This is a genomic window from Bradyrhizobium ganzhouense (genome assembly GCF_049949285.1).
Lineage (GTDB): Bacteria > Pseudomonadota > Alphaproteobacteria > Rhizobiales > Xanthobacteraceae > Bradyrhizobium > Bradyrhizobium ganzhouense.
This window is the reverse complement of the sequence record NZ_CP181318.1, coordinates 8660825-8685139: the sequence shown is the minus strand read 5'-3', so window position 1 is coordinate 8685139 and position 24315 is coordinate 8660825. Positions and strand designations below refer to the sequence as shown.

Sequence of the window (24315 nt, the reverse complement as noted above, 5' to 3'; positions counted from 1 at the left end):
GTTCCCCGTCAGCGCGACGCCACGAGCGGCCACAATTCATCGGCGCCGCGATTGGCGACCAGCTTGCCGAGCTCAACGGCCCAATGGCTCTCCGAGCCAAAGTCGTCGCGCCAGGCCAGCGCCCGCAGCGAGTAGCGGTGCAGGATGTGCTCGATGGTGAAGCCGATCGCGCCGTGCACCTGATGCGCGATGCCGCCGCCTTTTTCCGCCGCTTCCGCGCAGCGGATCTTTGCCGAGGCGGCTTCGAGATAAACCTCGTCGTCGAACGATTTTGCGTTCGCGATCGCGTCGGCCGCCGAGGTCGCCGCTGCCAGTGCAGCAGCGGACTCGCCGGCGAGGCGCGCGAGATTGTGCTGCACCGCCTGGAATTTCGAGATCTTCTTCTCGAAGGCGACGCGCTCGTTGGAATAGCGCACGGAGATGTCGAGCATCGCTTCCAGCGCGCCCGCGATCTGAAGGCTGCGCGCGACGCCGCCCATCAGCATCAGCGTCGTCTGGTCAAAACCCTTCGGCGCCGGCTTGATGGTGACAGGCTGGACCTTGTCGAGCGTGACGGTGTCGCTGTGGTCGTAGCCGACATTGAGTCCGGATTCGATCCGGCCCTTGGAGGCATCGACCAGCGCAATCGAGACGCCGTCCTTGCCATGCGCCAGCACCGCAAAATGTTTCGCCGCTTTCGCAAATGGTACGCCGCGGCAGCGGCCCGAGAGCGCGCCGTCGGCATCAATCGCGATACGATCCTTTGGCGAGGCTGGCAGCACCGTCATCTCGCCGTCGGGCGAGGTGATCTTCGCCTGCGCGAGCAGCCAGCCCGCGAGCATGGTCTCGGCCAGGGGAACCGCGACTGCGAAGCGGCCGGCGGCGTTCAGTAATGCAAAACCGTCGGCAAGGCTCGCGCCGGAGCCGCCGAGATCGTCGGGCACCCAGGACAAGGGCAAGCCGGCCTCGCTCAGCGCCTGCCACAGCGGCGCCTGCCACGAATTCTTCTTGTCGTTGTTGATCTCTTGCGGATCGGCGAGATCGGCGAAGATCTTCTCCGCGGTCTCGACGACGATGTTGTCACTCTCCGCCACAGCGTTCCCCGTGTTTTGCCATTGGCGCGTCCTGCCCGAATGGGGCGGCGCGCGGTCTCTTCTTGCGCCCGATGATCTGAAAAAGCCATGGCCCTGACAAGCGTTGATCGCAGGCCCATCTGCAACGCCGGCATGGGGCAAGACCGGGTCTGGACTAATTCCGCTTAGCGGAGTTTGCTCGATTTGCAGGGCGCGACAAACTCGCTAAACAGGGCGCCACATTCAATCACGGGGAAGGAAATTCGGATGGCCAAGGACAGTTTGTGCGCAATCGTGACGGGGTCCGCATCCGGCCTCGGTGCTGCGACCGCGGAAATTCTCGCGCGGAGCGGGGCGCGGCTCGTCATCAACTATTCGTCGAGCCAGAAGGAAGCCGAGGCCACGGCAGAGCTTTGCCGCAAGGCCGGCGCCGCGGAAGTGCTGGTCGCGCAGGGCGACGTCTCGAAGGATGACGATTGCCGCAAGATCGTGGCGGCGGCCGCCGGCTGGGGCCGGCTCGACATCCTCGTCAACAATGCCGGCACCACCAAGCATGTCACTTATAGTGATCTCGACGGACTGTCGTCGGAGGATTTCCAGCGGCTCTACGGCGTCAACACCATTGGTCCGTTCCAGATGGTGCGCGCCGCGCGCAGCCTGCTCGAGGCCGGCGCGAAGGCATCGGGGCGGACCGCTGCGGTTGTGAACGTGTCCTCGGTTGCAGGCATCAACGGCGTCGGCTCCTCGATGGCCTATGCCGCGAGCAAGGGCGCGCTCAATACCCTCACGCGATCGCTGGCGGTCGCGCTTGCGCCGCTGATCCGCGTCAACGCGGTCTGTCCGGGCTACATCGACACGCCCTGGTTCACCAAGGGCCGCGGTGAGGAAGGCGCGAAAAAGGTGCGCGACAACGTGGTGGCGAAGGTGCCGCTGAAGGTCGCATCAACCGCCGACGACATCGCCCAGCTCGTCTGCTTCCTGGCGTTGCCTGCCTCCGGCAACATGACCGGCGAGGCCGTGCGCATGGACGCCGGGATGCATTTGATTACGTGATGCGTTCGGCGAGCGCGGCAATCAAAGGTGTCGTCCCGGCGAAGGCCGGGACCCATAACCACAGGGAGGAGTTTGACGAAGACTCGGAGTTATTGATCTTCGCCGAACTCCTCCCTGTGGTTATGGGTCCCGGATCTGCGCGCGCTTGAGGCGAGCTTGTCCGGGACGACGAAGGAGTGAGCCGCTATCCCTTGATCACGCCGCTCGCCACCAGGCGGTGCCAGATGAACAGCACCACCACCGCGCCGATCGTGGCCATGATGAAGCCGGCGCCCTGGTCTGGACCGTAATGGCCGATGGCCTGGCCAATGAAGGTTGCCAGAAACGCACCGACAATGCCGAGGATGGTGGTGAGGATGAAGCCGCTCGGGTTGTTCGGTCCCGGTGCCAGCCAGCGCGCGATGAGGCCGGCGACGAAGCCGACGACGATGATCCACAAGATGCCGCCCATGCTCATGTCAGTGCTCCCCTTGCCGAATGCGTCGATCCAATTTCGATTAAATTCTGCCCGAGATCTCGCTCTCGGTTGGTAGCCGTCCGTCCGGAGTCAAATGATCGACCACCTGCGGCAAATACTGGCTGAGGCCGGAGAGCAGCTCGTCGCGCGAGAGGCCGCTCTGAGCCGACAGGCTCTGGATCTGGTCGGAGCCGAGCGCATTGGCGAGGTCGCCGGGACTGATTGCCTTGTTCTCGCCCTTGCCGACCCAGGAATTCGCGGTGTCGCCGTGGCCGCCCTGCTGAAGCTGGTTGAGGAGATCACCGAGCCCGCCGCTCAGCACGCTGCCGGCCGCGCCGCCCGCGAGCAGGCCGCCGAGACCGCCCTTGAGCAAATCTCCCATGCCGCCGCCGCCACCCAGTGCGCCACCAAGGCCGCCGCCCGCTCCCGCGTTCACCGGCGGTGGGACAGGGGTTGGTGCCGACTGCGGCGCCGCACCGGGCTGGCTTGCCGTCAGATGCTTGAATGCTTTCCACCCGAGCAGGGCAATGATCGCCATGGTCATCGGCGACATGCCACCTGAAGATGATTGTGAGCTCGGCGTGCTCGGGCCGCGCGGGCCGTTCTGCATGCCGTTGAGGACGTCGAGTAGACCCATGGTGCTCTCCTTTGGCGTTCTCGTTCGGCGAGCTCTCGCCGGTGACAAAGCCCCCGGGCAAAAACATATGAGGCTCTGATGACGGTTACAAGGCGGATGCGTCGTGATGGGCATGCCGCTCCGCCTCTGCTATCGAAGGCGGGTCGTTAAGGGGAGCAAGATCTGGTGGTTACGGATCGATCGATCGTGGTGGCTGGCGCCGGCGCCATCGGCTGTTTTGTCGGAGGCCAGCTGGCGGCTGCCGGCCGTCGGGTCGCACTGCTGGTGCGGCCGCGGGTGAAGACCGAGATCGAGCGGTTCGGCCTGCGGCTGACGGATTTCGACGGCGCCGAGAAGAAGCTGGATGCGGGCCGGCTCGCGCTGTCGGAAGATCCCGCAATCTTCCACAGCGCCGGCATCGTGCTGGTCACGGTCAAGAGCGCCGACACGGCCGATGTCGCGGACCAGATCGCGCAGCACGCGCCTCAGGATGCCGTCATCGTGTCGTTGCAGAACGGTGTCGGCAATGTCGCCGTGCTGCAAGAGCGGCTCGGCGGCCGGCGCGTGCTCGCCGGTATGGTGCCGTTCAATGTGGTCGCAATGGGTGAAGGACGTTTCCACCGTTCGACCTCCGGCGACATCACCGTCGGCGAAGATGCCGGTAACACGGCGGCGGCGCTCTCTGTGCCGGGACTCAATTTGCGCACAAGGCGCGACATCGCCGGCGTGCAATGGGGCAAGTTGATCATCAACCTGAACAACGCGCTCAGCGCACTGTCCGACAAGCCCCTCGCCGCGCAATTGGCGAACCGGGACTGGCGAAGACTGTTCGCCGACCAGATGGCGGAGGGTCTGGCCGCGCTGAAGGCCGCCGGCATCACGCCGGCCTCGGCAACGCCAATCCCGCCGAACTGGACGCCGACCTTGCTGAGATTGCCCGACATGATCTTCAACGCGATCCTGGGACGGACGATGAAGATCGATCCCGAGGCGCGCTCCTCGATGTGGCAGGATCTGAAGCAGGGCCGCAAGACCGAGATCGACTATCTCCAGGGCGCGGTCATTGCGCTGGCCGAGCAGAACAATGTCGATGCGCCGCTGATGCGCCGCATTGTTGCGCTGATCAAGCAGGCCGAGACGGCAGGCAAGGGCCCGCCGGGGCTGACACCGCAGCAGATCCGCGGTGTGGGCTGAGCGCGAGGAGGAGCGGGATGAAGCGTTGTTTGATCATTGGGTTTGTGCTGGCCACGCTCTGCGGCGCAACGACGCTCGCCTTTGCGAGGCCGCCGACGGTTATGAACTCTCCCGGCTACGACAGGCGATTGCAGGAGAGCAGGTCGGCGCTGAGCAATTCACCGACGGTGACGACGCCATCGGATGCTCCAGCGACCAAGCCGAAGCGCAGCAAGAAGAAACAGCCGAACTGACGCTACACCCTCCGCTGTCGTCCCGGATCTGCGCTCCGCTTCGCTGCGCTTGTCCGGGACGACAGCAGAGACTGAATCCGCAGCTCAGCCCTTCTTCGCCGGCTTGCTCGGCGTCGGGCTGAACAGCTTCTTGATATCGTTCAAGCTCTCGGACAGCCGCGGCCATTCGCAGGAGAACGAGCCCTTGGTGCAGGGCGCGCCCTTCTGTCGCAACACCTTCGGCCGTTCCACGGGCACGGGCACCCGCTCGACCTCGGCTCGCAGTGCGACTCGCTGAAGCTGCTGCACCTGTTGTTCCTGCTGCTCGCGCTGCTGCCGCGCCGTGGCCTGGGCCGCTTCATTGCTGCGGCGCTGATTGGCGAGATAGGCGGTGTAGGATTCGTCGATCTTCTTCTGCTCGTCCGGCGTCGGGTTCGGTCCGGCGATGTCGAAAGTGCGATCCTGGAGGAAGTCGTAGTAGGTGTAACCGCCGCCCGCCTTGCGCCGGCCGGCGAATTTTGCGTTGCAGTCCGCAAGTGCTGAGGTCTTTTCGGCCTTGGTCGCGGATTTTTCGGCAGCGTCGGCGCATTCCTCGAAGTCGACCGGTGCGCGCTTCCACCATTGCGCGTGGGCATGCGGCGACGTCAGCAGAAAAAATCCTGCTGCGGCAACGAAAAGCGGCGCCGCGCGACGCGATGCAAACACGGACAACATTCTACGAGAGCATTCCCTGCAAAACTCAACCCAAACTGAGTCGGGCCTGATTTTTGCTCCATTATCGCCGCCTTGTCACCCGTGGAACCCGGGAAATTCATGGCTGGGTTGCTGACATTTTTTGCTTGACGTGGCGCGGGAGTCACAGCCGCGCGGCACAGGATGCGTTTAGAGTTTTATTGGTTCGAATCTTAGGGGAAATATCGGTCATGAGAGCGCTGAGCTGTTTCGCCGCAATCGCATTGGCGCTGGTTTGTGGCCGCGCACTCGCCGCGGACGAGGATGCACCGAACCGCAAGCCGGTGAAGGTCGTTGCCGATGCGCGGCTGTCGGTCGGCGGCCAGGGAACGTTGCCGCTCTATCTCTCCAGCGACTGGTCGATGCCGCTGCCGGCAATCTCGCGCGCCATCATCGTGCTGCACGGACGCCTGCGCAATGCCGACGTGTACTATATGTCGGCCCATACCGCGCAGGTCGCGGCGGGCGATGACGGCAAGAGCGCGTTGATGATCGTTCCGCAGTTTTTGGCGGAGATCGATATCGAGGCGTACAAGCTGCCTGCGGACACGCTGCGCTGGTCATTGGAAGGATGGGAGGGCGGCGATGCTGCGCTCGCACCCAACCCGGTCTCCTCCTTCGAGGCGCTCGACGCGATCCTGGCAAAGCTCTCCGACCGGCGCATCTTCCCGAACCTGAAGCAGGTCGTGGTCGCCGGTCATTCCGGCGGCGGCCAGGTCGCGCAACGTTATGCCATCGCCGGCAAGGGCGAGGCGATGCTGTCGCGCCAGCACATTGACATCCGCTATGTCGTCGCCAACCCCTCGTCCTACGCCTATTTCAGCAGCGAGCGCCCGGTGCCGTCGATTGCCGCGTCCTGCCCCGGCTACAACAATTGGAAATATGGCATGGACGAGCGGCCCGCTTATCTTGCGGATGCGACTCCGGCCGCGCTTGAGCAGCGTTATGTCGAGCGCGACGTGATCTATCTGCTCGGCACGCTCGACACCAATCCCGAGCATCCCGCGCTGGACAAAAGCTGCATGGCCAAAGCGCAGGGACCTTATCGCTACGCCCGTGGCCACGCCTATGTTGATGCGATGGCGAAGCGCAATCATGGCACGCCTAATCACCGGGTGTGGGACGTTGCCGGCGTCGGCCATGACGGCGACAAGATGCTGACCTCGAAATGCGGCCTTGCGGCGCTGTTCGATAGTCCGGGCTGCGGCGCGGAGCGCTGATGCGAGCGCCTTGAAGGTCCGGCTCCGGCTGTTACACTTCGTCCCGCGGGCGCCTTGTCCTGAGGCGACGCCAAGAAGACGAAGTGGAAACGCCTGATGCTGCTGCCCCTGTCCGATGTGCCGCGCTGGTACGCGCAACGCAAACCCGAAGGCACCATCGCCGTCCAGCATGGGCAGGATCAACTGACATGGGACCAGCTCGAGCGCGGCGCCAACCGGCGCGCGCGGGCATTTGCAGCGAAGGGCGTCAAGCCCGGCGATTTCGTCGCGATCGGATTGCCCAACGGCAATGCGTTCTTCGAGACCACCTTTGCGGTGTGGAAATGCGGCGCAACGCCGACCTCGCTGTCGTGGCGGCTGCCGCGCGGTGAAGCCGCAGCCGTGCTCGAGATTCTCAAGCCGGCGCTGGTGGTCGGCGGCGAGGCCGACTGGAATGCGCCGAACCGGCTGCCGGCCGATTTCGTGCCGGAAGGCTTTTCCGACGAGCAGATCGACCCGCCGGTGGCGCGCTACTGGAAGGCCATGACCAGCGGCGGCTCGACCGGCCGACCCAAGGTGATCCTCGACCACAATCCCGCGGTCGTCGACACGGTCGCGCCGCCGCCGCTGAACATGCCGTTCGGCGCCTCGCTGCTGAATCCGGGCCCGCTCTACCACAATGCGCCGTTCATCGTGTCGCATTATGCGCTGTTCGGCGGCGGCAAGCTCACCGGCCTCGTCAAGTTCGACGCCGAGGAGACGCTGCGCCAGATCGAGCGCGAGCGCGTGCAATGGGTCAATTTCGTTCCAACCATGATGCATCGGATCTGGGCGCTGCCGGAGAACATCCGCAACGCTTTCGACGTATCGAGCCTGCAGACCGTCTTCCACATGGCGGCGCCGATGCCGCCCTGGCTCAAGGAGAACTGGATCGCGTGGCTCGGGCCGGAGCGGGTCTGGGAGCTCTATGGCGGCACCGAGCGGCAGGGCTCCTGCATCATCTCCGGCACGGAGTGGTTGGCGCACAAGGGCTCGGTCGGCAAGATCGGCGAAACGGCGAAACTCCGCGTCATCGGCGAGGACGGCAACGACGTCGCGCCCGGGGAGACCGGCGAGATCTACTTCCTCAACAATGACGGCGAGGACGCGACCTATCACTATCTCGGCGCCGAACCGAAGCGTCGCGCCGACGGCTGGGAATCGCTCGGCGATATCGGCAGGCTGGATGCCGAAGGCTACCTCTATCTCGGCGACCGCCTCGCCGACATGGTGCTGCGCGGTGGCGCCAACATCTATCCCGCCGAGGTCGAGGCCGCCGTCTCCGAATGTCCGGGCGTGCGGTCCTGCGTGGTGGTGGGCTTGCCGGATGCGGAGCTGGGCCAGCGCGTGCACGCCATCATCGAGCCGGAGGCGAACGCGGATGGTCAGGCGATTGCGGACGGCATGGCGGACTTCCTGAAAGACAGGCTCAGCCGCTACAAGCATCCCGAGAGTTTCGAGATCGTCAGCACACCGCCGCGCGACGATTCCGGAAAGGTTCGCCGCACATTGCTGCGCGACGAGCGCGCGGCGTGGATGAAGGAGGGTCGTGCCTTCCGTATCATGCCCGCGAAGCGGCAGGCGCACGCCGAGTAAGACATCACAGAAGGACTGAATTTATGACGATCACCATCGCAGCGAACAGCGTGCCGAAGCCGCCGGCCGATATCATCGAGGGTTTCAGGAATGCACCGACCTCGATCATATCAGACAATCTCGGCCGGCTGCCGGGTGCGGTCGGGCTGAAACCCTATCATCGCAGCGGCAGGCTGATCGGTGCGGCCTTCACGGTGCGCACCCGGCCCGGCGACAATCTCGCCATCCATCGCGCGCTCGAGCTGGTCGGTCCCGACGACGTCATCGTGGTCGATGGCGGCGGCGACGAGACCCGGGCACTTGTCGGCGAGATCATGAAAAACATCGCGCAGTGGCGCAAGGCGGAAGGCTACGTGATCGACGGCGCGATCCGCGATGTCGCAGCCTTCGCCGGCGACGACTTTCCCTGCTTCGCCCGCGCCGTGATCCATCGCGGCCCTTACAAGAATGGCCCTGGAGAGATCAACGTGCCTGTTACGATCGGCGGCAGCGTGATCTCGCCCGGCGACATCGTGGTCGGCGACGAGGACGGCGTGGTGTCGTTTCCCGCCGCGGGTGCGGCGGCGTTGCTGGAGGCGGTGCGTGTCCAGATCAAGCGCGAGGATGACACGCTGAAGGCGATCCGCGAGGGCCGCTATCAGGGGGCTTACGGCAAGTCCTGACCGACCGCTTGTTGTTCAGCGAAGGGCTTCCGATTCGGCCCCCGCTTTGATATGTACAGCTCCAGGTAACCTGCCTCATTGGCAGGTTCCGCGGTCCCGTAGCTCAGCCGGATAGAGCGGCGGTTTCCTAAACCGTAGGTCGCATGTTCGAGTCATGCCGGGATCGCCATTTTGTCATGGGCAATGACCGCTATTTGGCGGGCCCTCCGGCGCAGGAATTGCTAGAAGCAACCGGCTTCCTTCCTGGCTCCGCCGACATGGCGGCCACGCCTCACTGCCTGATCCGGAGACGACAATGCCTTTCGACTTGATCCTGCGCGGTGGGCGGGTGATCGACCCATCCCAGAAACTCGATGCCGTGACCGATGTCGCCTTTGCCGGCGGCAAGGTCGCCGCCGTCGGCAGCGGGCTCAAGGCGGATCCTTCGACCCAAGTGCGCGACGTCTCGCAGCTCATCGTGACGCCGGGCCTGATCGATCTCCACACCCACGTCTATTGGGGCGGCACCTCGCTCGGCATCGATGCCGAGGAATTCTGCCGCGCCTCCGGCGTCACCACCTCGGTCGACACCGGCAGCGCCGGCCCCGGCAATTTCGCCGGTTTCCGCAAGCATGTCATCGAGCCGAGCCAGGTCCGCATTCTCGCCTATCTGCACGTCTCCCATGCCGGCATTTTCGGCTTCTCGCACCGGATCATGGTCGGCGAGAGCGAGGAATTGCGGCTGATGAATCCGATCGAAGCGGCCAAGGTCGCGGATGCCAATCGCGACCTCATCGTCGGCATCAAGGTGCGTGTCGGGCTGCACTCCTCGGGCACCTCGGGCGCCGTGCCGCTCGATATCGCGCTCCAGGTCGCCGACGAGGTCGGCATGCCCCTGATGGCGCATATCGACCATCCGCCGCCGACCTATGAAGAGGTGCTGGCCCGCCTGCGCCCCGGCGACGTGCTGACCCATGCGTTCCGCCCGTTCCCGAACGCGCCGGCGACCGCGCAAGGCACGGTGAAGAAAGCGGTGCTGGACGCGCGCGAGCGCGGCGTGCTGTTCGATATCGGCCACGGCAAGGGCTCGTTTGCCTTCAAGACCGCGCGCGCCATGCTCGCCAACGGCTTCTATCCGGACACCATTTCGTCCGACATCCATCAGCTCTGCATCGACGGCCCGGCCTTCGACCAGGTGACGACGATGTCGAAATTCCTCTGCATGGGCATGTCGCTGTCGGACGTGATTGCGGCCTCGACCGAGAATGCCGCGATGGCATTGCGGCGGCCCGAGCTCGGCAGCCTCAAGCCCGGCAGCGTCGGCGACGCCACGCTGATCTCGGTGAAGCAAGGCCAGTTCGACTACGAGGACGTCGTCGGCGAGCACCTCATCGGCGACCGCAAGATCGTCTCCGAAGGCGTCGTGATCGGCGGCCGCTGGTGGCATCCGAATTAGGGCTTTGCCTCTTCCCGTGAGAGCGGGGAGAGGAAGCTACTCGTTCTTGTCCACATTCCAGAACATCGGCGTCGCCGGGCCGTCGATCACGCCGGTGAGCGATTTGCGCCATGCACTCGGCGCCTGGAACTGGCCGAGCGGGACGTAGATCACCTGATCGTAGGCCTCCTTCTGCACGTCGAGGGCGATCTTCTTCCGCTCTTCCGGCGAGGCGGCGCGGGCAAAGGCGTCGCGCAGCTCTTCGAGCTTGGGGTCCTCGGACCAGCCGAACCAGCCGCCTTCCTTGCCCTTGCCGACCATCGCGCCATTGACGAGCGGGTTCATCGAATCGGCGGCGCCCTGATACGTGAAAAACATGTTCCAGCCGCCCTCCTTCGGGGACTTCTGGTTGGCGCGGCGGGTGACCACGGTCTGCCAGTCCATCGCCTGAAGGTCGACCTTGAAGCCGGCCTCGCGCAACAGCTGCGCGACCACGATCGGCTGCGCTTTCAGCAGGATCTGGTCGCCCGGCGCCAGGATCACCACGGGTGTGCCGTCATAACCGGCCTCAGCCAACGCCTTCTTGGCGTCCGCCATGCCGTTGCCCTTGATCAGGGTCTCGCCGCCGGCGTCGCTGGCGAGCGGCGTATCGCAGATGAAGAATGCGCCGCAGAGCTTGTAGTATTTGGGATTGCCGATCTGGGCGTCGAGCACGTCCTTCTGGTTGATCGCGAGCAGCGCGGCGCGGCGGATCTTCACATTGTCGAACGGCGGATGCAGGAAGTTCATCCGGCCGAACGATTGGAAGCCGAACTTGTTCAGGATGGTCACGTTGACATCCGGATTGGATTCGAGCGCGGGCAGCATGTCGAACGGCGGCGTTTCGACGAAATCGACATCACCCGATTGCAGCGCGTTGAGAGCGGTCTGCGCGTCCGGCATCGTCAGCCACTCGACACGGTCGACCTTGACCACCTTGCCGCCCGATGTCCATTCGGCCGGCTCCTTGCGCGGCACATAGTCGGTGTTCTTCTCATAAATGGCTTTCACGCCGGGCTGGAATTCGCCCGCCACGAATTTGAACGGGCCGGAGCCGATCTGCTCCGGAATCTGCTTGGTGATCGGGGTCTCCGCAAGCCGCTTGGGCATCATGAAGGCGCAGATCGACGACGGCTTGGCAATCGTCTCCAGCACGAGGCCATAAGGCTCCTTCAGCTTGAGGACGATCGTCTTGGCGTCCGCGGCTTCTATGCCGGCCGTGAAATCCATCAGCTTGCGCGCCATGCCGTCGACGCTCGTGCCCCAGCGCTTCAGCGAGGCGACGCAATCCTCTGCCGTCACCGGCGCTCCGTCATGCCACTTCAGGCCGTCGCGCAGGGTGAAGGTGTAGGTCAGCCTGTCCGCCGACACCGTCCAATCGGCCATCTGCGGCTGCACCTTGAAGGTGGAATCGATGCCGAGCAACGTATCGTAGACCATGTAGCCATGGTCGCGGGTGATGATGGCGGTCGTGAAGCCGGGGTCGGTGACGCGAAGGTCCGATTGCATCACCGCAGTCAGGGTCTTCTTTCCGGTCGCAGCCGGTGCTGCCGACGTCCAGGCAGCGGTAAGTGCCGATGGTGCAACAGCCGCAAGCTGAAGCATTTTCCGTCGCGAGACGTGAACCATTTGCAATTCTCCCGATGCAAGCGAGACCAGACGGCGGATGCCGATGGCGGGCAGCGTATGGCGGGGAGCCACACGTGACAAGCAGGGTTGCTTCCACCGATCTGAGTTCGCCTGCGAGCGCGCAAGGGCTGTGCCGCCGATACCGGCGGTGCAGCAATCGCCGACAATCGTCTCGCTTTTGACAGGCGCGCGCCGGTCAGTCGCGTCCGGCCTCCATGATTGCCTTGGCAAGACGTGCCGGATCGGAGAAGCACAGCTCGTGGCTTCCAGGCACTTGCACCAGGCGGAACAGGCCGAGCTTCTCCGATAGCCGCGGGTGCCAGGAATAGCTGTGCGGCAGCGCGGTGTCCTCGGTGCAGTTGATGTACGATTTTGCCAGCTGCATCCCGGCCGGATTGGCCTTGAGCGCGATCTTGTCGGTGAAGGTCGCCAGCGGATGCGGATTGAGCACGTCGTAGGCGCGCTGCGCCGTCTCGGCGTCTGCATCGTTGATGAAGGCTTCGCGCCAGACCGGGAATGGCAACACCACCGAGCCGTCGCCGCGTTCGGCCGCGATCGCGTCGAACAGCCCGATATAGTGCGGCGGCACCATGTCGTTGAGGCATTCGCCATTATTGGGCACGAAGGCGTTCCAGTAGACCAGGCGGCGGATGCGCTCGGGCGCGAGGTCGGCGACGCCGGTGATGATCATGCCGCCATAGGAATGGCCGAGCAGGATGACGTCTTTCAGACTGTTCTCGGCGAGATAGTCGGCGATCGACTGGATCGCTTCCTTCAGCCCCGTCGTCTTGGCGTCGCCCGGGCGGTTGCCCTTGATGGTCGGGAGGTAGACTTGATGGCCAGCGGCGCGGATTGGGGCCGCGACAGGCTCAAACTCGGCACCGGTGTGCCAGGCGCCGTGAACAAGAACGTAGGTCGACATGTTGTGGCTCCTCCGCAGGGTGTGGTTAGATCGGCATCAATTGGGTCCTTTGCGGCGCTCGCGAGGCGCGGCGGACAAGTCTTGTTGTGCGCAGTGTGAACCGGCTGGCCGTTTTCCGCTTGGCTGGAAGTGAACCGGATTGGTCTCGGAGTGAACCGATGCAGGAAATCGCGCGCGCCGTTCCGTCACGCCAATCGGCCTGGAACACCGCCGGTCTTCGGTCGAACGAGCAATTCACCTATTATCGCGAGGCGATCTGTCAGGCCTTCATGAAGCTGACGCCGGAGCCGATGGCAGAAGCCGGCTTCTCGGCCAGCGTCCAGAACATCCGTCTCGGCGATGCCGCGATCAACCGCGTCAGCTTCCCCGAACACGTCGTGCGTCGCTCCGCCGCCGACATCGCGGCGTCTGACCGCAGCTGCTACTATCTCAATTTGAAGCTGGCCGGTCGCTGCCGCATCCGGCAGGACGGCCGCGAGATCAGCCTGTCGCCCGGACAGGTCGGCATCTTCGACAGCGATCGGCAGTTTGCGCTTCTGCATGATCGTGGCCCGCAGTTGCAGGTCGCCTCGTTCTGGGTGCCTGCGGAAGCCTTGCGTGAGCGGTTGCCGGCTTCGTTCGACGTCACCGCGGCTCGCGTCTCCGATGATCCATTTGTCGGTCACCTCATCACAGAGACGGCACGCACGCTCAGCGAGGGTGCGCTGCGCATGACCGAGGACGAGGGCGTACGTCTGTTCCGGGCGCTGATCGAGCTGGTCGCAGTGAGCCTGTCACGGCAGAGCCGCGCGCGCACTGCAGAGGCGGAAAGCCTGACTGACGCGACCATGCTGGCGCTAAAGCAAGCCATTCACCGACGGCTCCGCGAGCCCGGCCTTGCGGTTGCCGATATCGCCGCGGCCGTAGGGATCAGCGAGCGCTATGTGCACAAGCTTCTGGCGCGATCGGGCACCGGCTTCACCGATTATGTGATCGAGCGTCGGCTCGATGGCATCGCACGGGATCTTAGGGATGCCGCAATGGCGGGCCGCACGATCGGCGCCATTGCGTTCGATTGGGGCTTTTCGGACCTCTCCCACTTCACGCGGCGCTTCAAGCAGCGCTTTGGTTGCCGCCCGCGTGACTGGAGGGCGCGGTAGCTCCGCCCTACAACGACCTTGCGATCAGCAGCTTCATGATCTCGTTGGTGCCGCCATAGATCTTCTGGATGCGGGAATCGATGAAGATGCGCGAGATCGGATATTCCTGCATATAGCCGTAGCCGCCGAACAGCTGGAGGCACTCGTCGGCGGTCTGGACCTGCTTGTCCGAGCACCAGTATTTCGCCATCGACGCGGTGACGGTGTCGAGATCCCCGGCGACCAGGCGCTCGATGCACCAGTCGACGAAAACGCGCGCGATCATTGCTTCCGTCTTGCGCTCGGCGAGCGTGAAGGCGGTGTTCTGGAAATCCATCAGCGGCTTGCCGAACGCCTTCCGTTCCTTGGTGTATTCGGTGGTGAGCCTGACGGCACGCTCCATCGAGGCGACGGCGCCGACGGCGAGCGCGAGGCGCTCCTGGGGCAATTGCTGCATCAGTTGCACAAACCCCTGGCCCTCCTCCTTGCCGAGCAGGTTTTCCGGCGGCACCGTGACATTGTCGAAGAACAATTCCGACGTGTCGGAGGCGTGCAGGCCGATCTTGTCGAGGTTGCGTCCGCGCTTGTAGCCGTCCGCGCCCGCGGTCTCGACCACAATCAGCGAAATGCCCTTGGCGCCGGCATCGCCGGTGCGCGCGACCACGACGACGAGATCGGCAGCCTGGCCGTTGGTGATGAACGTCTTCTGGCCGTTGATGACGTAGGAATTGCCCTGCTTCTTCGCCGTGGTCTTGACGGCCTGCAGATCCGAGCCGGTGCCGGGCTCGGTCATGGCGATGGCGCCGACCATCTCGCCTGACGCCATCTTCGGCAGCCAGCGCTTCTTCTGCTCTTCCGAGCCGTAGTTGAGAATGTAATGAGCGACGATGGCGCTGTGCACGGAGACGCCGGTGGTCAGCTCCGGTACCGTGCTTTCGAGGTCGTCCAGCACGGCGGCATCATAAGCGAAGGTCGCACCCAACCCGCCATATTCCTCCGGGACGCTCGCCAGCAGCGCGCCCATCTCGCCGAGCCCGCGCCAGGCGAAGCGATCGACCATCTTCTGCTCGCGCCATTTCTCGGCATGCGGCGCCAGATCCTTGGCGAGATATTTGCGGAACTGGTCGCGGAAGACGTCGAGCTCTTCGGTCATCCAGGAGGAGCGGTAGGACATGATTACCTCGGTTGATGCGGCTTGCCGGCTTGGTAGGCCAGCCGGCGCCAGCAATTATTGTGTTTTCAGGCTGCGCCGGTGACGCTACCAAGGCGGCCGGAAACGCGTCTGTTGGGATGGTTGATTGTGGCTGTCAAAACCCAAGCCGTCAAAATCAAAGAGCTCAAGCTCGAGATCGATCGCATCGGCGCGGTCTCCGCGATCCTGATGCAGCCGGACAAGGCGCGCGCCTGCTACGTTCTGGCGCATGGCGCCGGCGCAGGGATGCGGCATGCATCGATGGACAAGATCGCGGAAGGCCTCAGCGTGCGCGGCATCGCGACGCTCCGCTTCAATTTTCCCTACATGGAAAACAAGCAGGGGCGCCCCGATCAGCCGGCGGTCGCGCACGCCGCTGTCCGCGCGGCGGTCGAGGAGGCGGCGCGGCTCTGCCCCGGACTAAAGCTGGTCGCCGGCGGAAAATCGTTCGGCGGGCGCATGACGTCGCAGGCGCAGGCCAAGGCGCCGTTGCCGGGTGTGAAGGGGCTCGCCTTCCTCGGCTTTCCCCTGCATGCCGACAAGAAGCCGTCGACGGAGCGGGCTGAGCATCTCGCCCATGTCGGGATTCCCATGCTGTTCCTGCAAGGCACGCGCGACGGGCTCGCCGATCTCGGCCTTCTCAAGCCAGTCGTCGCGGCGCTCGGCGCGAAGGCGACGCTACATGAGGTCGAAGGCGGCGACCACTCCTTCGCGGTGCTGAAGAAGTCCGGCCGCACCAACGATGAGGCGCTCACCGAGGTGCTCGACACGCTCACGGCCTGGATCGACGGGCTCGCTTGAGGCACGAGCATGATCCGGAAAAGTGCGCAGCGGTTTTCCGAAAAGATCATGCTCCAAAAGATAACGTGAAGCGCACGCGCTTCACGCCGAATACAGCCCCTTGTCGCGCGCCTTCTGGATCGCCAGCGCCGCGATCAGGTCGAGCGTCGGCGTCGACAGGCCGGCGGTGCGGGCGAAGGCGGCGGGGGCCTTCACCAGCACATCGATCTCCATGGCGCGGCCGAGTTCGTAATCCTGCAGCAGCGACGGCTTGTGGTTAGGCGCGGGGCCGCTGCGCGTCACGCGCTTGACCTCGGGGATGAAGTGCTGGGCGATATCGTTGGCCTCGGTCAGCATGCGCGGAATGACTTCGGCGAAGGCGGGATCGTCGCGCACGCCGCGCGCGGTCTGGCCGGTGAGCAGACACAGCACCGACAGCGACATATTGGTCAGCAGCTTTGACCAGATCGCCTCGCGGATCTCGGCCACCGGCGGCGATTCCAGCCGTGCGTCGTTGAACACACCCCGCAGCTTGGTGATGCGCTCGCAATTGCGGTCGTCGCATTCGCCGATCAGGAGGCGGTTGCGGTCCGGCGTCAGATTCTGCACCACGCCGGGCGCGGTCACCTCATTGGAGGAGAAGATCACCCCGCCGATGATCCGCTCCTTCGGGATGCAGGCGCGCAAGCGCCCGCCGGGATCGAGGAAGGAAATGTCCGGCGGCGTCGGGTGTCGCGGCGGCAGGCCGATACCGTACCACCAGGGAATGCCGTTCTGGGCGAACACGATGGCGGTGTCGTCCTGGAGCAGCGGCTTGATGCTGGAGACCAGTCCGGTCAGCGCCGTGGCCTTCAGCGTCGAGATCACCACATCCTGCGGGCCGAGCTGGGCCGGATCGCCCGAGGCGTTCACCTTGGCCGAGACCTCGGAATCGCCGACGCGCAGCTTCAGGCCGTTGGCGCGCACCGCCTCTAAATGGGCGCTGCGCATCACGCATGAGACCTCGTGGCCGGCGCGCGCGAGCCTGACCGCGAGATGGCTTCCGACGGCACCCGAGCCGAAAATGCAGATGCGCATAGATATGTCCCGTCCCTGATCCCTTTGGTCGTCGCCCGGCGACAGCATGACACAAGCCGCCATGCGATGGGCGCGACCGCCCCACGCCGGAAAGATATGGATCGGGGTCCATCGCCTCGTCCATAGTGCGCGGCAATCAATCTGACCGGAGGATCGCCGATGACTGCCAACCCCGTCCTGTGGACCCTCGACGAGCGTGGGGTTGCGACCGTCACGCTCAACCGCCCGGAGGTCAACAACGCCTATGACGGCGCCCTGATCGCCGGCGTGCTCGCGGCCATGGACGAGCTCGGCAAGAAGCCCAACCTCCGCGTTGTCGTGCTCAAAGGCAATGGCAAGCATTTCCAGGCCGGCGCCGACCTCAAATGGATCAACGGCGTGCGGCCGCAATCGAAAGAGGCCAACGAAGCGGCGTCCAGGGCGACGTTCGAGGCCGTCCAGCGGCTCAATACGCTGCCGATACCGACCGTCGCGCTGGTACAGGGCGGCTGCTTTGGCGGCGGCACCGGCGTGATTTCGGCTTGCGATGTCGTGATTGCCGCCGACAACGCCCTGTTCTCCATCACGGAGGTGCGCTGGGGCCTGACCGCCGCCATCATCATCCCCCAGCTCTGCGACGCCATTAGTGTACGGCAAGTCCGCCGTTACGCACTGACCGGCGAACGCTTCGGCGCCGAAGACGCCCGCCGCATCGGCCTCGTCCATGACGTCGTGCCACTCGCCGATCTCGAAGCCGCAGGCAGCAAGGTGGTCGAGCAGTTGCTCGCCAACGGTCCGGAGGCCATGGCCGAAACCAAGCGGCTGGCGCTGGAGAGCTCCTTCGGCGGGATGGCCGTGGACGATGCGGCGTACACGCGGCTGGTGGAGCTGCATTCGCTCAAGCGCCAGAGCGCGGAGGCGGCGGAGGGGCTGGCGTCGTTCGCGGAGAAGCGGGCGGCGAATTGGGGCGGCGGGAAGGGCTGACCGCAGATGTTGTGAATGTAGCCCGGATGGAGCGCAGCGTATCTCCGCATTCTGCTGCGCTCCATGCGGGCTACGACACCGCACGCTTGGCGCCCTCTACAGCGACGAGGCGAGCGACGTTTTCAGCAGGGTCAGCAGCGCCTGCACTGCCGCGGCATTGCGCCGCCGCTCGGGGATCGCGGCCTTGACCCATAATTCCGGAATCGGAAAGTCGCGCAACACCGGCTTCAGCGTGCCGTCGCGCAGGGCATCTGCGACGAGATAATGCGACATCAGCGCGATGCCGTTGCCGGCGATCGCGCTGCGCGCCAGGACATGTCCTTCGTTGGACGAGAGCAGCGGGCTGACCTGAATGCTGATGCGGCCGCGCGGTCCGTCAAAGATCCATTCCGGGCCGGTTGGCAGGAAGCTGAGGCAGCGATGCTCGACGAGGTCGCGCGGATGCTTTGGCATGCCGTGCTTCTTCAAATAGGCCGGTGAGGCGCAGAGCAGCCGCTTCAGCGCGCACAACGGCTCGTCGACGACGCCACCGAAGGAGTGCGGGAAAGCGCCGATGGCAATGTCGAATCCCTCGGTCACCGGATCGACCGGACGATCGATCAGCACGATCTCGAGCTTCAGACGCGGGTTCTGGGTCTGAAAGGTGCTGAAGGCGTCGGCAAGCCGCGCCACCGTCAGCGAGGTCGGTGCCTTGATGCGGAGGTGATCGACGAGATCGTGGCCCTTCTCGCCCATGCGCGAGAGCAGATCGGTGGCGTCGGTGACGACGCCGCGGGCGCGATGCACATAGCGCTGGCCGGCCTCGGTCAGCCGCAACTGCCGGGTCGAGCGGTGAAAAAGCGGCGTGCCGATCCGTGCCTCCAGCTGCGTGACGCGTTTTGCCACGACCGAGGTGGAGACACCGAGTTTTCGCGCGGCGGCGGAGAAGCCGGCCGCGTCTGCTGTAGCGAGGAACGCCTGAAGGTTTACCAGGATGTCCATTTTTGACCTTTCTCGATTCGAGAAAGCTGATCGCGTATATTGGTGGATTGTAGCCTTGCTCGCGTTAATTCATAGTCCGGCCCAAGCAAGGATTTTCAGGGATAGGACGCGCCATGCGGGCTACGACGATCGAAGAACCAGCGCGCCAGGTGCCGCTCTACGGCGAATACGAGGTCGTCGTGCTCGGCGGCGGCCCCGCCGGCATCGTGGCAGCGGCGTCCGCCGCGCGCGCCGGCCGGAAAACACTCCTGATCGAGCGCTATGGCTTTCTCGGCGGCATGGGCACCGCGGCAGGCGTCACCAATTTCTGCGGCCTGCATGGCAACGTCTACGGCGAGGCCGTCCGGCTGGTGCAGGGGATGGCGTCCGACCTGCTGGCGCGGATCGATCACCTGAATGGCCTGAACGCGCCACATCTGATCCTCGGCAAGGTCTTTGCCCAGGCCTATGACACCGCGGCCTACAAGATCGCAGCCGATGAATTGCTGGCGAGCCACAAGGTCCACATCCTCTTCCATGCGCTCGGTGCCGGCGTCGTGATGGGCGATAACCGCCGCATCGACGCGCTGATGGTCGAGACCAAGGCGGGCCGGCAGGCGGTACGATCGGAGATCTTCATCGATTGCTCCGGCGACGGCGATCTCGCGGTCTGGGCCGGCGCGCCGTTCGACATTGGCGATGAACACGGCCATCCGATGTACCCGTCGATGATGCTCCGCCTCAACGGCATCGATCCCGCACGGGCGGGCGATGCCTGGCGGACCATCCCGCAATTGATGGAAGAGGCCACCGCCGCCGGCACGCACAAATTCCCGCGCAAGAGCGCGATCGTACGGCCGCAAAAATCCGGCATCGAATGGCGGGTGAATTTCACCCAAGTCGCGCGCGAGGATGGCCACGCCATCAATGGCGTCGAGCCCGACGATCTCACCCGCGGCGAGATCGAGGGCCGCAAGCAGGCACTCGCCGCGTTCGAATTCCTGCGCACCGTGCCCGGCTTTGAAAAGTCCTACATCGTCGATTTGCCGCCGCAGCTCGGCATCCGCGAGACCCGTCGCATCAGGGGGGGCTACCAGCTCAGCGGCGAGGACGTGCTCGGATGTGCCTCATTCGAGGATTCCATCGGTGTCAATGGCTGGCCGATCGAGGCCCACGTTGCCGGCGACGTCATCTTCACATTCCCGCCGATCCCGGAATCGCGCGGCTATAACGAGCTGCCCTACCGGATGCTGGTGCCCGAAGGCGTCGACAATCTCCTGGTTGCCGGCCGTTGCGCCTCGATGACCCATGAGGGCCAGTCGGCGGCGCGGGTGTCCGGGGCCTGTTTCGTGATGGGGGAGGCGGCCGGTTCCGCCGCGGCATTGGCGCTCTCCGGAAACCGCATCCCACGCGAAATCCCCATTGAAAAATTGCAGGAAACGTTGAAACAACAGGGCGCCTTCGTCGGGCGGGATCAACCCGTGCCAAAGGGCCTGTAACGGACTGCAAGAAGAAACATTGGAGGAAGCGGGATGATCGGGATTGCGCGGGTCGCGGCTATTAGCCTTTTGGCTATGATGGCGATGGGCACGGCCCGGGCCGAGGATGTGCTGAAGGCCAAGGTCGGTGTGCTCCGCCTGTCGTCCTCCGCGCCGGTCTTCATCGCGCAGGACAAGGGCTATTTCCGCGAGGCCGGCCTCGACGTCGAGCTGAAGTTCTTCGATGCGGCGCAGCCGATCGCGGTCGCCACGACCTCGGGCGATGTCGATTTCGGCGTCACGGCTTTCACCGCCGGCCTCTACAATCTCGCCGGCAAGGGCGTGCTGAAGGTGATCGGCGGCATGAGCCGCGAAAAGGCCGGCTATCCCCTGATCGGCTATTTCGCAAGCAACAACGCCTACGCTGCCGGCCTCAAGACGCCGAAGGACCTCGCGGGCAAGCGCATCGCGATGACTCAGGTTGGATCGAGCTTCCATTATTCGCTTGGCCTGCTCGCCGACAAATACGGCTTCAAGCTCTCTGAGGTGAAGATCGTGCCGCTGCAATCATTGTCGAATGCAGCTGCGGCGCTGAAGGGCGAGACCGTCGATGCGGCGCTGCTGCCGATCTCCACCGCGCGAAAGCTGATGGACGAAGGCGGCGCAAAGTTCCTGGGTTGGGTCGGTGACGAGACGCCCTGGCAATTGGGCGCGGTGTTCGCCTCGCCGAAGACGCTGACCAACAAGGTGCTGGTGACGAAATTTCTCGATGTGCTCGCCAAGGCCGATCGCGAATATCACGACGTCATCCTGGCTTCGATGAAGGATGGCGTCGCTCCGATCAACGACAAGACAAAGCCGTTGCTGGAGATCATCGCAAAGTACACCAATTTGCCGGTCGAGCAGGTGGTCGGCAACTGCGCCTATATCGATCCGGACGGCAAGCTCGACGTCAAGAACGTCGACAACCAGATCAAATGGCTCCAGGAGCAGGGCTTTGCCGACAAGGGCTTTGATGCCAATACGATCATCGCCAAGGATTTTGTGAAGGCGGATTGATGCGGCGCGCACCCCTCCATCTCCGTTATCCTGAGGTGCTCGACTTGCGGTCTTCCGCAATGCTCGCACCTCAGGATGACGGTTCGAGAATGAGAGCATGAGATGGACCTGATCGCCAACCACATCTCCCATCGCTTCGGCGATCTCGCCGTGCTCGAAGACATCTCGTTCACGGTGGGTGCTGGCGAGGTGGTGGCGATCGTCGGTCCCTCCGGCTGTGGCAAGAGCACGCTGCTGTCGATCCTTGGCGGACTGCTGCAGCCGACATCCGGCGCACCCGAGCTGCGCGGCGCGCCGCCGGCGGACAGTCTCAATCCGTTGACCTTCGTGTTCCAGGATTTTGCATTGCTGCCCTGGGCGACGGTGGAGGAGAACGTCGAATTCCCGTTACTGCACACCCAGCTCTCGGCCGTGCAACGTCGCGCGCTGGTCGACGACGCGCTGCGCCGCACCGGGCTGACCGATTTTCGCAAGACCTATCCAAAACAGCTCTCCGGGGGCATGCGCCAGCGCGTCGGCATTTCGCGCGCGCTTGCAGTCAGGCCCGCGATCTTGCTGATGGACGAGCCGCTGTCGGCATTGGATTCGCAGACGCGCGAGCTGCTGATGGAGGATTTCGTCCGCCTGCTCGCCGATGGCGGCATGGGCGCGGTCTATGTCACGCATAATCTCGAAGAGGCGGCGCGGCTTGCCGACCGCATCGTGGTGCTGTCGCGGCGGCCCGGCCGCATCCGCGAGGTCGTGACCGTGCCTATGACGCGCACTGAGCGCGGCGAAACCGCTGCGCGCGAAAAGCTGCTGGCGCTTCAGAACCAGATCTGGTCGCTGATCCGCAACGAGGCGATCGATGCCGAGCGCGAGGTGCAGCATGCTTGATCGCGCGACGGACATATCGGCCAAGGACGATACGACGCGGCGCGTCCGCTTCCGTGGCGCCGGCTTCGTGCCCGCCAGCAGCCGCTTCGGCGGCTGGATCGCGCTCGCGCTGGTCATCGCCATCTGGCAGGCGGCGGGGAGTACCGGCCTCGTCAATCCGCTGTTCCTGCCGGCACCGTCGGCCATCGTGCGGGCGATCTATGAGCTCGCGATGTCGGGCGCGCTCTGGCAGCATCTCTCTGCTTCGATCCTGCGTATCGGCGTCGGCTGGGTACTTGGAACAACGGCCGGCGTTGCGGTCGGCTTCGCCATTGGCCTGTCGCGGCTGGCGCGCAGCGTCGGCATCACCTTCATCTCGGCGCTGTTTCCGATCCCGAAGATCGCGCTGCTGCCGCTGCTCATCCTCTGGCTCGGCATCGGCGAAGAGCCGAAGATCGCGACCATTGCGCTCGGCGTGTTCTTCTCGACCGCGATCTCGGTCTATAGCGGCGTCGATGCGGTGCCGCGCAATCTCATCCGCATGGCGCAGAGTTTTAACGTTCCCTTCGCCACCATTGTGCGCAAGGTTGTCTGGCCGGGCGCGCTGCCCGCGATCCTCGCCGGCTTCCGCATCACGGCCTCCGTCGCACTGCTGCTCGTCGTCAGCGCCGAGATGATCGGCGCCCAATACGGCATCGGCGCCTTCGTGCTCCAGGCCGGCAATCTGATGCAGACCGATCAGCTGCTCGCGGGCGTGGTGATCCTGTCGGTGTTCGGATTGGTCGTGGGGAAGGTGATTAATCTGCTGGAGACGCGGCTGTTGCACTGGCGGTAGCCACAATCACCGCAGCCGTAGGGTGGGTTAGCGCAGCGTAACCCACCACTGTTTGTCTCCGCGGAGCAAGAAGAGGTGGGTTACGCTTCGCTAACCCACCCTATGAAACTCACGCGTTCCCGCGATCCTCGCGAAACAGATCCAGCTTCTGCTGCACCGGCCGGTCCGAGAAGCTGAACAGCACGGCGTCCTCATCCGCCTCGTGCATTACCCATTGCCAGCTCGGCACCACGAACAGATCGCGCGGGCCCCACTCGAAAACCGCATCGCCAATGCGGCTGCGGCCCCGGCCTTCGATCGGGCAGAACACGGTCGCATCGGTCGCGCGGTAGCGTGCGGTCTTGAACCCCTTGGGCAGCAACTGGATGAACGTCCCGATGGTCGGCATCGCGAAATCGCCGGTCTCGGGGTTGCTGAATTTCAGCTTCAGCCCGTGGCAGGCGTCCCACTCCTGGCTCGTCCTGGCTTTCTCCAGCGCCTCGCGGGTGTAGGCATAGGGGTAGCTGAAGATCGGCGAAGTCTTCGATGACCGCTTCACATCGACCGGCAGCAGGTTGTGGCCGTAGCGCGCAAAGCTGTCACCGGCGGGCTTTGTAAGCTTCTGCTGGTCTTCCTTGGAGCCTTCCGCAAACGAGCAATCGAAGAATTGCACGAGCGGAATATCGAGGCCGTCGAGCCAGAACATCGGCTCATCGGTCTCATTGGAATGATCGTGCCATGTCATCGACGGCGTGATGATGAAATCGCCGGGCTCCATCGCGGTGCGCTCGCCGTCGACTGCGGTATGGGCGCCCTTGCCTTCAAGCACGAAGCGCAGCGCCGACTGGCTGTGCCGGTGCGCGGGCGCGACGTCGCCGGGCACCACCATCTGTACGCCGGCATAAAGCGATGTCGTGATCTTGGACTGGCCGCGCAGGCCCGGATTCTCCAGCACCAGCACCCGCCGCTCGGCTTCCTTGGCCGTGATCAGCTTGCCGGCCTCACGCATGTAGTCGCGGATGACTTCGAACTTCCAAAGGTGCGGCCGGCAGGCGCTCTTCGGCTCCGGTGTGATCAAATCGCTCATCACCGTCCACAGCGCAGTGAGATTCTCGCCGTCGATCTTCTTGTAGAACGCCTCGCGTTCCGGCGTCTTGGTCACGGCTTCCATGGCGCACCTCCCATAGGTGTTGTTGATTGACA

General features: G+C 64.5%; 24 protein-coding genes and 1 tRNA gene. 15 read left to right on the top strand and 10 right to left on the bottom strand.

The window, feature by feature from the left end; translation table 11 throughout:
• Positions 1-8: 8 nt before the first annotated feature.
• A complete protein-coding gene (locus ACLFLU_RS40430) occupies positions 9-1073 on the bottom strand; it encodes an acyl-CoA dehydrogenase family protein (RefSeq protein WP_426410192.1) in 1065 nt (354 codons plus the stop codon).
• A 246-nt stretch (positions 1074-1319) separates the two neighbouring features.
• Between ACLFLU_RS40430 and ACLFLU_RS40425 the strand changes: the two genes are divergently transcribed.
• Positions 1320-2105 (top strand): SDR family NAD(P)-dependent oxidoreductase, encoded by a 786-nt coding sequence (locus ACLFLU_RS40425; protein ID WP_426410191.1) that lies wholly within the window; start codon positions 1320-1322, stop codon positions 2103-2105.
• A gap of 184 nt (positions 2106-2289) precedes the next feature.
• Here the strand turns inward: ACLFLU_RS40425 and ACLFLU_RS40420 are convergent, their stop codons facing one another.
• Positions 2290-2562: a GlsB/YeaQ/YmgE family stress response membrane protein gene (locus tag ACLFLU_RS40420; protein WP_197087151.1), complete on the bottom strand. Its 273-nt coding sequence runs from the start codon at positions 2560-2562 to the stop codon at positions 2290-2292.
• A gap of 40 nt (positions 2563-2602) precedes the next feature.
• Positions 2603-3199: a YidB family protein gene (locus ACLFLU_RS40415; RefSeq protein ID WP_426410190.1), complete on the bottom strand. Its 597-nt coding sequence runs from the start codon at positions 3197-3199 to the stop codon at positions 2603-2605.
• Positions 3200-3364: 165 nt separating this feature from the next.
• On the opposite strand from ACLFLU_RS40415, the gene ACLFLU_RS40410 reads away from it, so the two are divergent.
• Positions 3365-4372 (top strand): 2-dehydropantoate 2-reductase, encoded by a 1008-nt coding sequence (locus ACLFLU_RS40410; protein WP_426410189.1) that lies wholly within the window; start codon positions 3365-3367, stop codon positions 4370-4372.
• Positions 4373-4389: 17 nt separating this feature from the next.
• Complete coding sequence (locus ACLFLU_RS40405) at positions 4390-4605, top strand: hypothetical protein (RefSeq protein ID WP_426410188.1); 216 nt, start codon at positions 4390-4392, stop codon at positions 4603-4605.
• Between the two features lie 84 nt (positions 4606-4689).
• On the opposite strand, the gene ACLFLU_RS40400 is transcribed toward ACLFLU_RS40405, so the two are convergent.
• Complete coding sequence (locus tag ACLFLU_RS40400) at positions 4690-5298, bottom strand: hypothetical protein (protein ID WP_426410187.1); 609 nt, start codon at positions 5296-5298, stop codon at positions 4690-4692.
• A gap of 209 nt (positions 5299-5507) precedes the next feature.
• Here ACLFLU_RS40400 and ACLFLU_RS40395 point away from each other — a divergent pair, with 209 nt between their 5' ends.
• From ACLFLU_RS40395 to ACLFLU_RS40375, 5 genes are all read left to right on the top strand, one after another.
• Positions 5508-6536 (top strand): alpha/beta hydrolase, encoded by a 1029-nt coding sequence (locus tag ACLFLU_RS40395; protein WP_426410186.1) that lies wholly within the window; start codon positions 5508-5510, stop codon positions 6534-6536.
• 96 nt (positions 6537-6632) lie between these two features.
• Positions 6633-8150 carry an AMP-binding protein gene (locus tag ACLFLU_RS40390; protein ID WP_426410185.1) on the top strand — a complete coding sequence of 506 codons (1518 nt, stop codon included), beginning with the start codon at positions 6633-6635 and terminating at the stop codon, positions 8148-8150.
• Positions 8151-8173: 23 nt separating this feature from the next.
• Positions 8174-8812 carry an RraA family protein gene (locus tag ACLFLU_RS40385; RefSeq protein WP_426410184.1) on the top strand — a complete coding sequence of 213 codons (639 nt, stop codon included), beginning with the start codon at positions 8174-8176 and terminating at the stop codon, positions 8810-8812.
• Between the two features lie 92 nt (positions 8813-8904).
• Positions 8905-8981, top strand: a tRNA-Arg gene (locus ACLFLU_RS40380).
• Positions 8982-9107: 126 nt separating this feature from the next.
• Positions 9108-10247 (top strand): amidohydrolase/deacetylase family metallohydrolase, encoded by a 1140-nt coding sequence (locus ACLFLU_RS40375; protein ID WP_426410183.1) that lies wholly within the window; start codon positions 9108-9110, stop codon positions 10245-10247.
• Between the two features lie 36 nt (positions 10248-10283).
• On the opposite strand, the gene ACLFLU_RS40370 is transcribed toward ACLFLU_RS40375, so the two are convergent.
• Together ACLFLU_RS40370 and ACLFLU_RS40365 are read right to left on the bottom strand one after the other, a co-directional pair.
• Entirely contained in the window at positions 10284-11894 is a 1611-nt protein-coding gene (locus tag ACLFLU_RS40370; protein WP_426410182.1) for an ABC transporter substrate-binding protein, read from the bottom strand.
• 196 nt (positions 11895-12090) lie between these two features.
• The gene (locus tag ACLFLU_RS40365) at positions 12091-12816 is read right to left on the bottom strand and encodes an alpha/beta fold hydrolase (protein ID WP_426410181.1); all 726 of its coding nucleotides are present in this window, start codon (positions 12814-12816) and stop codon (positions 12091-12093) included.
• Between the two features lie 158 nt (positions 12817-12974).
• On the opposite strand from ACLFLU_RS40365, the gene ACLFLU_RS40360 reads away from it, so the two are divergent.
• Complete coding sequence (locus ACLFLU_RS40360) at positions 12975-13955, top strand: helix-turn-helix domain-containing protein (protein WP_426410180.1); 981 nt, start codon at positions 12975-12977, stop codon at positions 13953-13955.
• Positions 13956-13962: 7 nt separating this feature from the next.
• Here the strand turns inward: ACLFLU_RS40360 and ACLFLU_RS40355 are convergent, their stop codons facing one another.
• Positions 13963-15108, bottom strand: a complete 1146-nt coding sequence (locus ACLFLU_RS40355; protein ID WP_426410179.1) for an acyl-CoA dehydrogenase family protein — start codon at positions 15106-15108, stop codon at positions 13963-13965.
• A 120-nt stretch (positions 15109-15228) separates the two neighbouring features.
• On the opposite strand from ACLFLU_RS40355, the gene ACLFLU_RS40350 reads away from it, so the two are divergent.
• Positions 15229-15927, top strand: coding sequence for an alpha/beta family hydrolase (locus ACLFLU_RS40350; RefSeq protein ID WP_426414175.1), 699 nt, complete (start codon positions 15229-15231; stop codon positions 15925-15927).
• An 81-nt stretch (positions 15928-16008) separates the two neighbouring features.
• Here the strand turns inward: ACLFLU_RS40350 and ACLFLU_RS40345 are convergent, their stop codons facing one another.
• On the bottom strand, positions 16009-16983 hold the full coding sequence (locus ACLFLU_RS40345; protein WP_426410178.1) for a ketopantoate reductase family protein: 975 nt from the start codon (positions 16981-16983) through the stop codon (positions 16009-16011).
• 159 nt (positions 16984-17142) lie between these two features.
• On the opposite strand from ACLFLU_RS40345, the gene ACLFLU_RS40340 reads away from it, so the two are divergent.
• Positions 17143-17946, top strand: a complete 804-nt coding sequence (locus ACLFLU_RS40340) for an enoyl-CoA hydratase-related protein (RefSeq protein ID WP_426410177.1) — start codon at positions 17143-17145, stop codon at positions 17944-17946.
• A 96-nt stretch (positions 17947-18042) separates the two neighbouring features.
• On the opposite strand, the gene ACLFLU_RS40335 is transcribed toward ACLFLU_RS40340, so the two are convergent.
• Complete coding sequence (locus ACLFLU_RS40335; RefSeq protein ID WP_426410176.1) at positions 18043-18927, bottom strand: LysR family transcriptional regulator; 885 nt, start codon at positions 18925-18927, stop codon at positions 18043-18045.
• 113 nt (positions 18928-19040) lie between these two features.
• Between ACLFLU_RS40335 and ACLFLU_RS40330 the strand changes: the two genes are divergently transcribed.
• From ACLFLU_RS40330 to ACLFLU_RS40315, 4 genes are all read left to right on the top strand, one after another.
• Positions 19041-20405: an FAD-dependent oxidoreductase gene (locus ACLFLU_RS40330; RefSeq protein ID WP_426410175.1), complete on the top strand. Its 1365-nt coding sequence runs from the start codon at positions 19041-19043 to the stop codon at positions 20403-20405.
• Positions 20406-20438: 33 nt separating this feature from the next.
• Entirely contained in the window at positions 20439-21443 is a 1005-nt protein-coding gene (locus ACLFLU_RS40325) for an ABC transporter substrate-binding protein (RefSeq protein WP_426410174.1), read from the top strand.
• A 102-nt stretch (positions 21444-21545) separates the two neighbouring features.
• Positions 21546-22319: an ABC transporter ATP-binding protein gene (locus tag ACLFLU_RS40320; RefSeq protein WP_426410173.1), complete on the top strand. Its 774-nt coding sequence runs from the start codon at positions 21546-21548 to the stop codon at positions 22317-22319.
• Positions 22312-23133 carry an ABC transporter permease gene (locus tag ACLFLU_RS40315; protein WP_426410172.1) on the top strand — a complete coding sequence of 274 codons (822 nt, stop codon included), beginning with the start codon at positions 22312-22314 and terminating at the stop codon, positions 23131-23133. The genes ACLFLU_RS40320 and ACLFLU_RS40315 overlap by 8 nt, the downstream gene beginning before the upstream one ends.
• A 109-nt stretch (positions 23134-23242) precedes the next feature.
• On the opposite strand, the gene gtdA is transcribed toward ACLFLU_RS40315, so the two are convergent.
• Positions 23243-24283 (bottom strand): gentisate 1,2-dioxygenase, encoded by a 1041-nt coding sequence (gtdA, locus tag ACLFLU_RS40310; RefSeq protein ID WP_426410171.1) that lies wholly within the window; start codon positions 24281-24283, stop codon positions 23243-23245.
• Between the last annotated feature and the right edge of the window lie 32 nt (positions 24284-24315).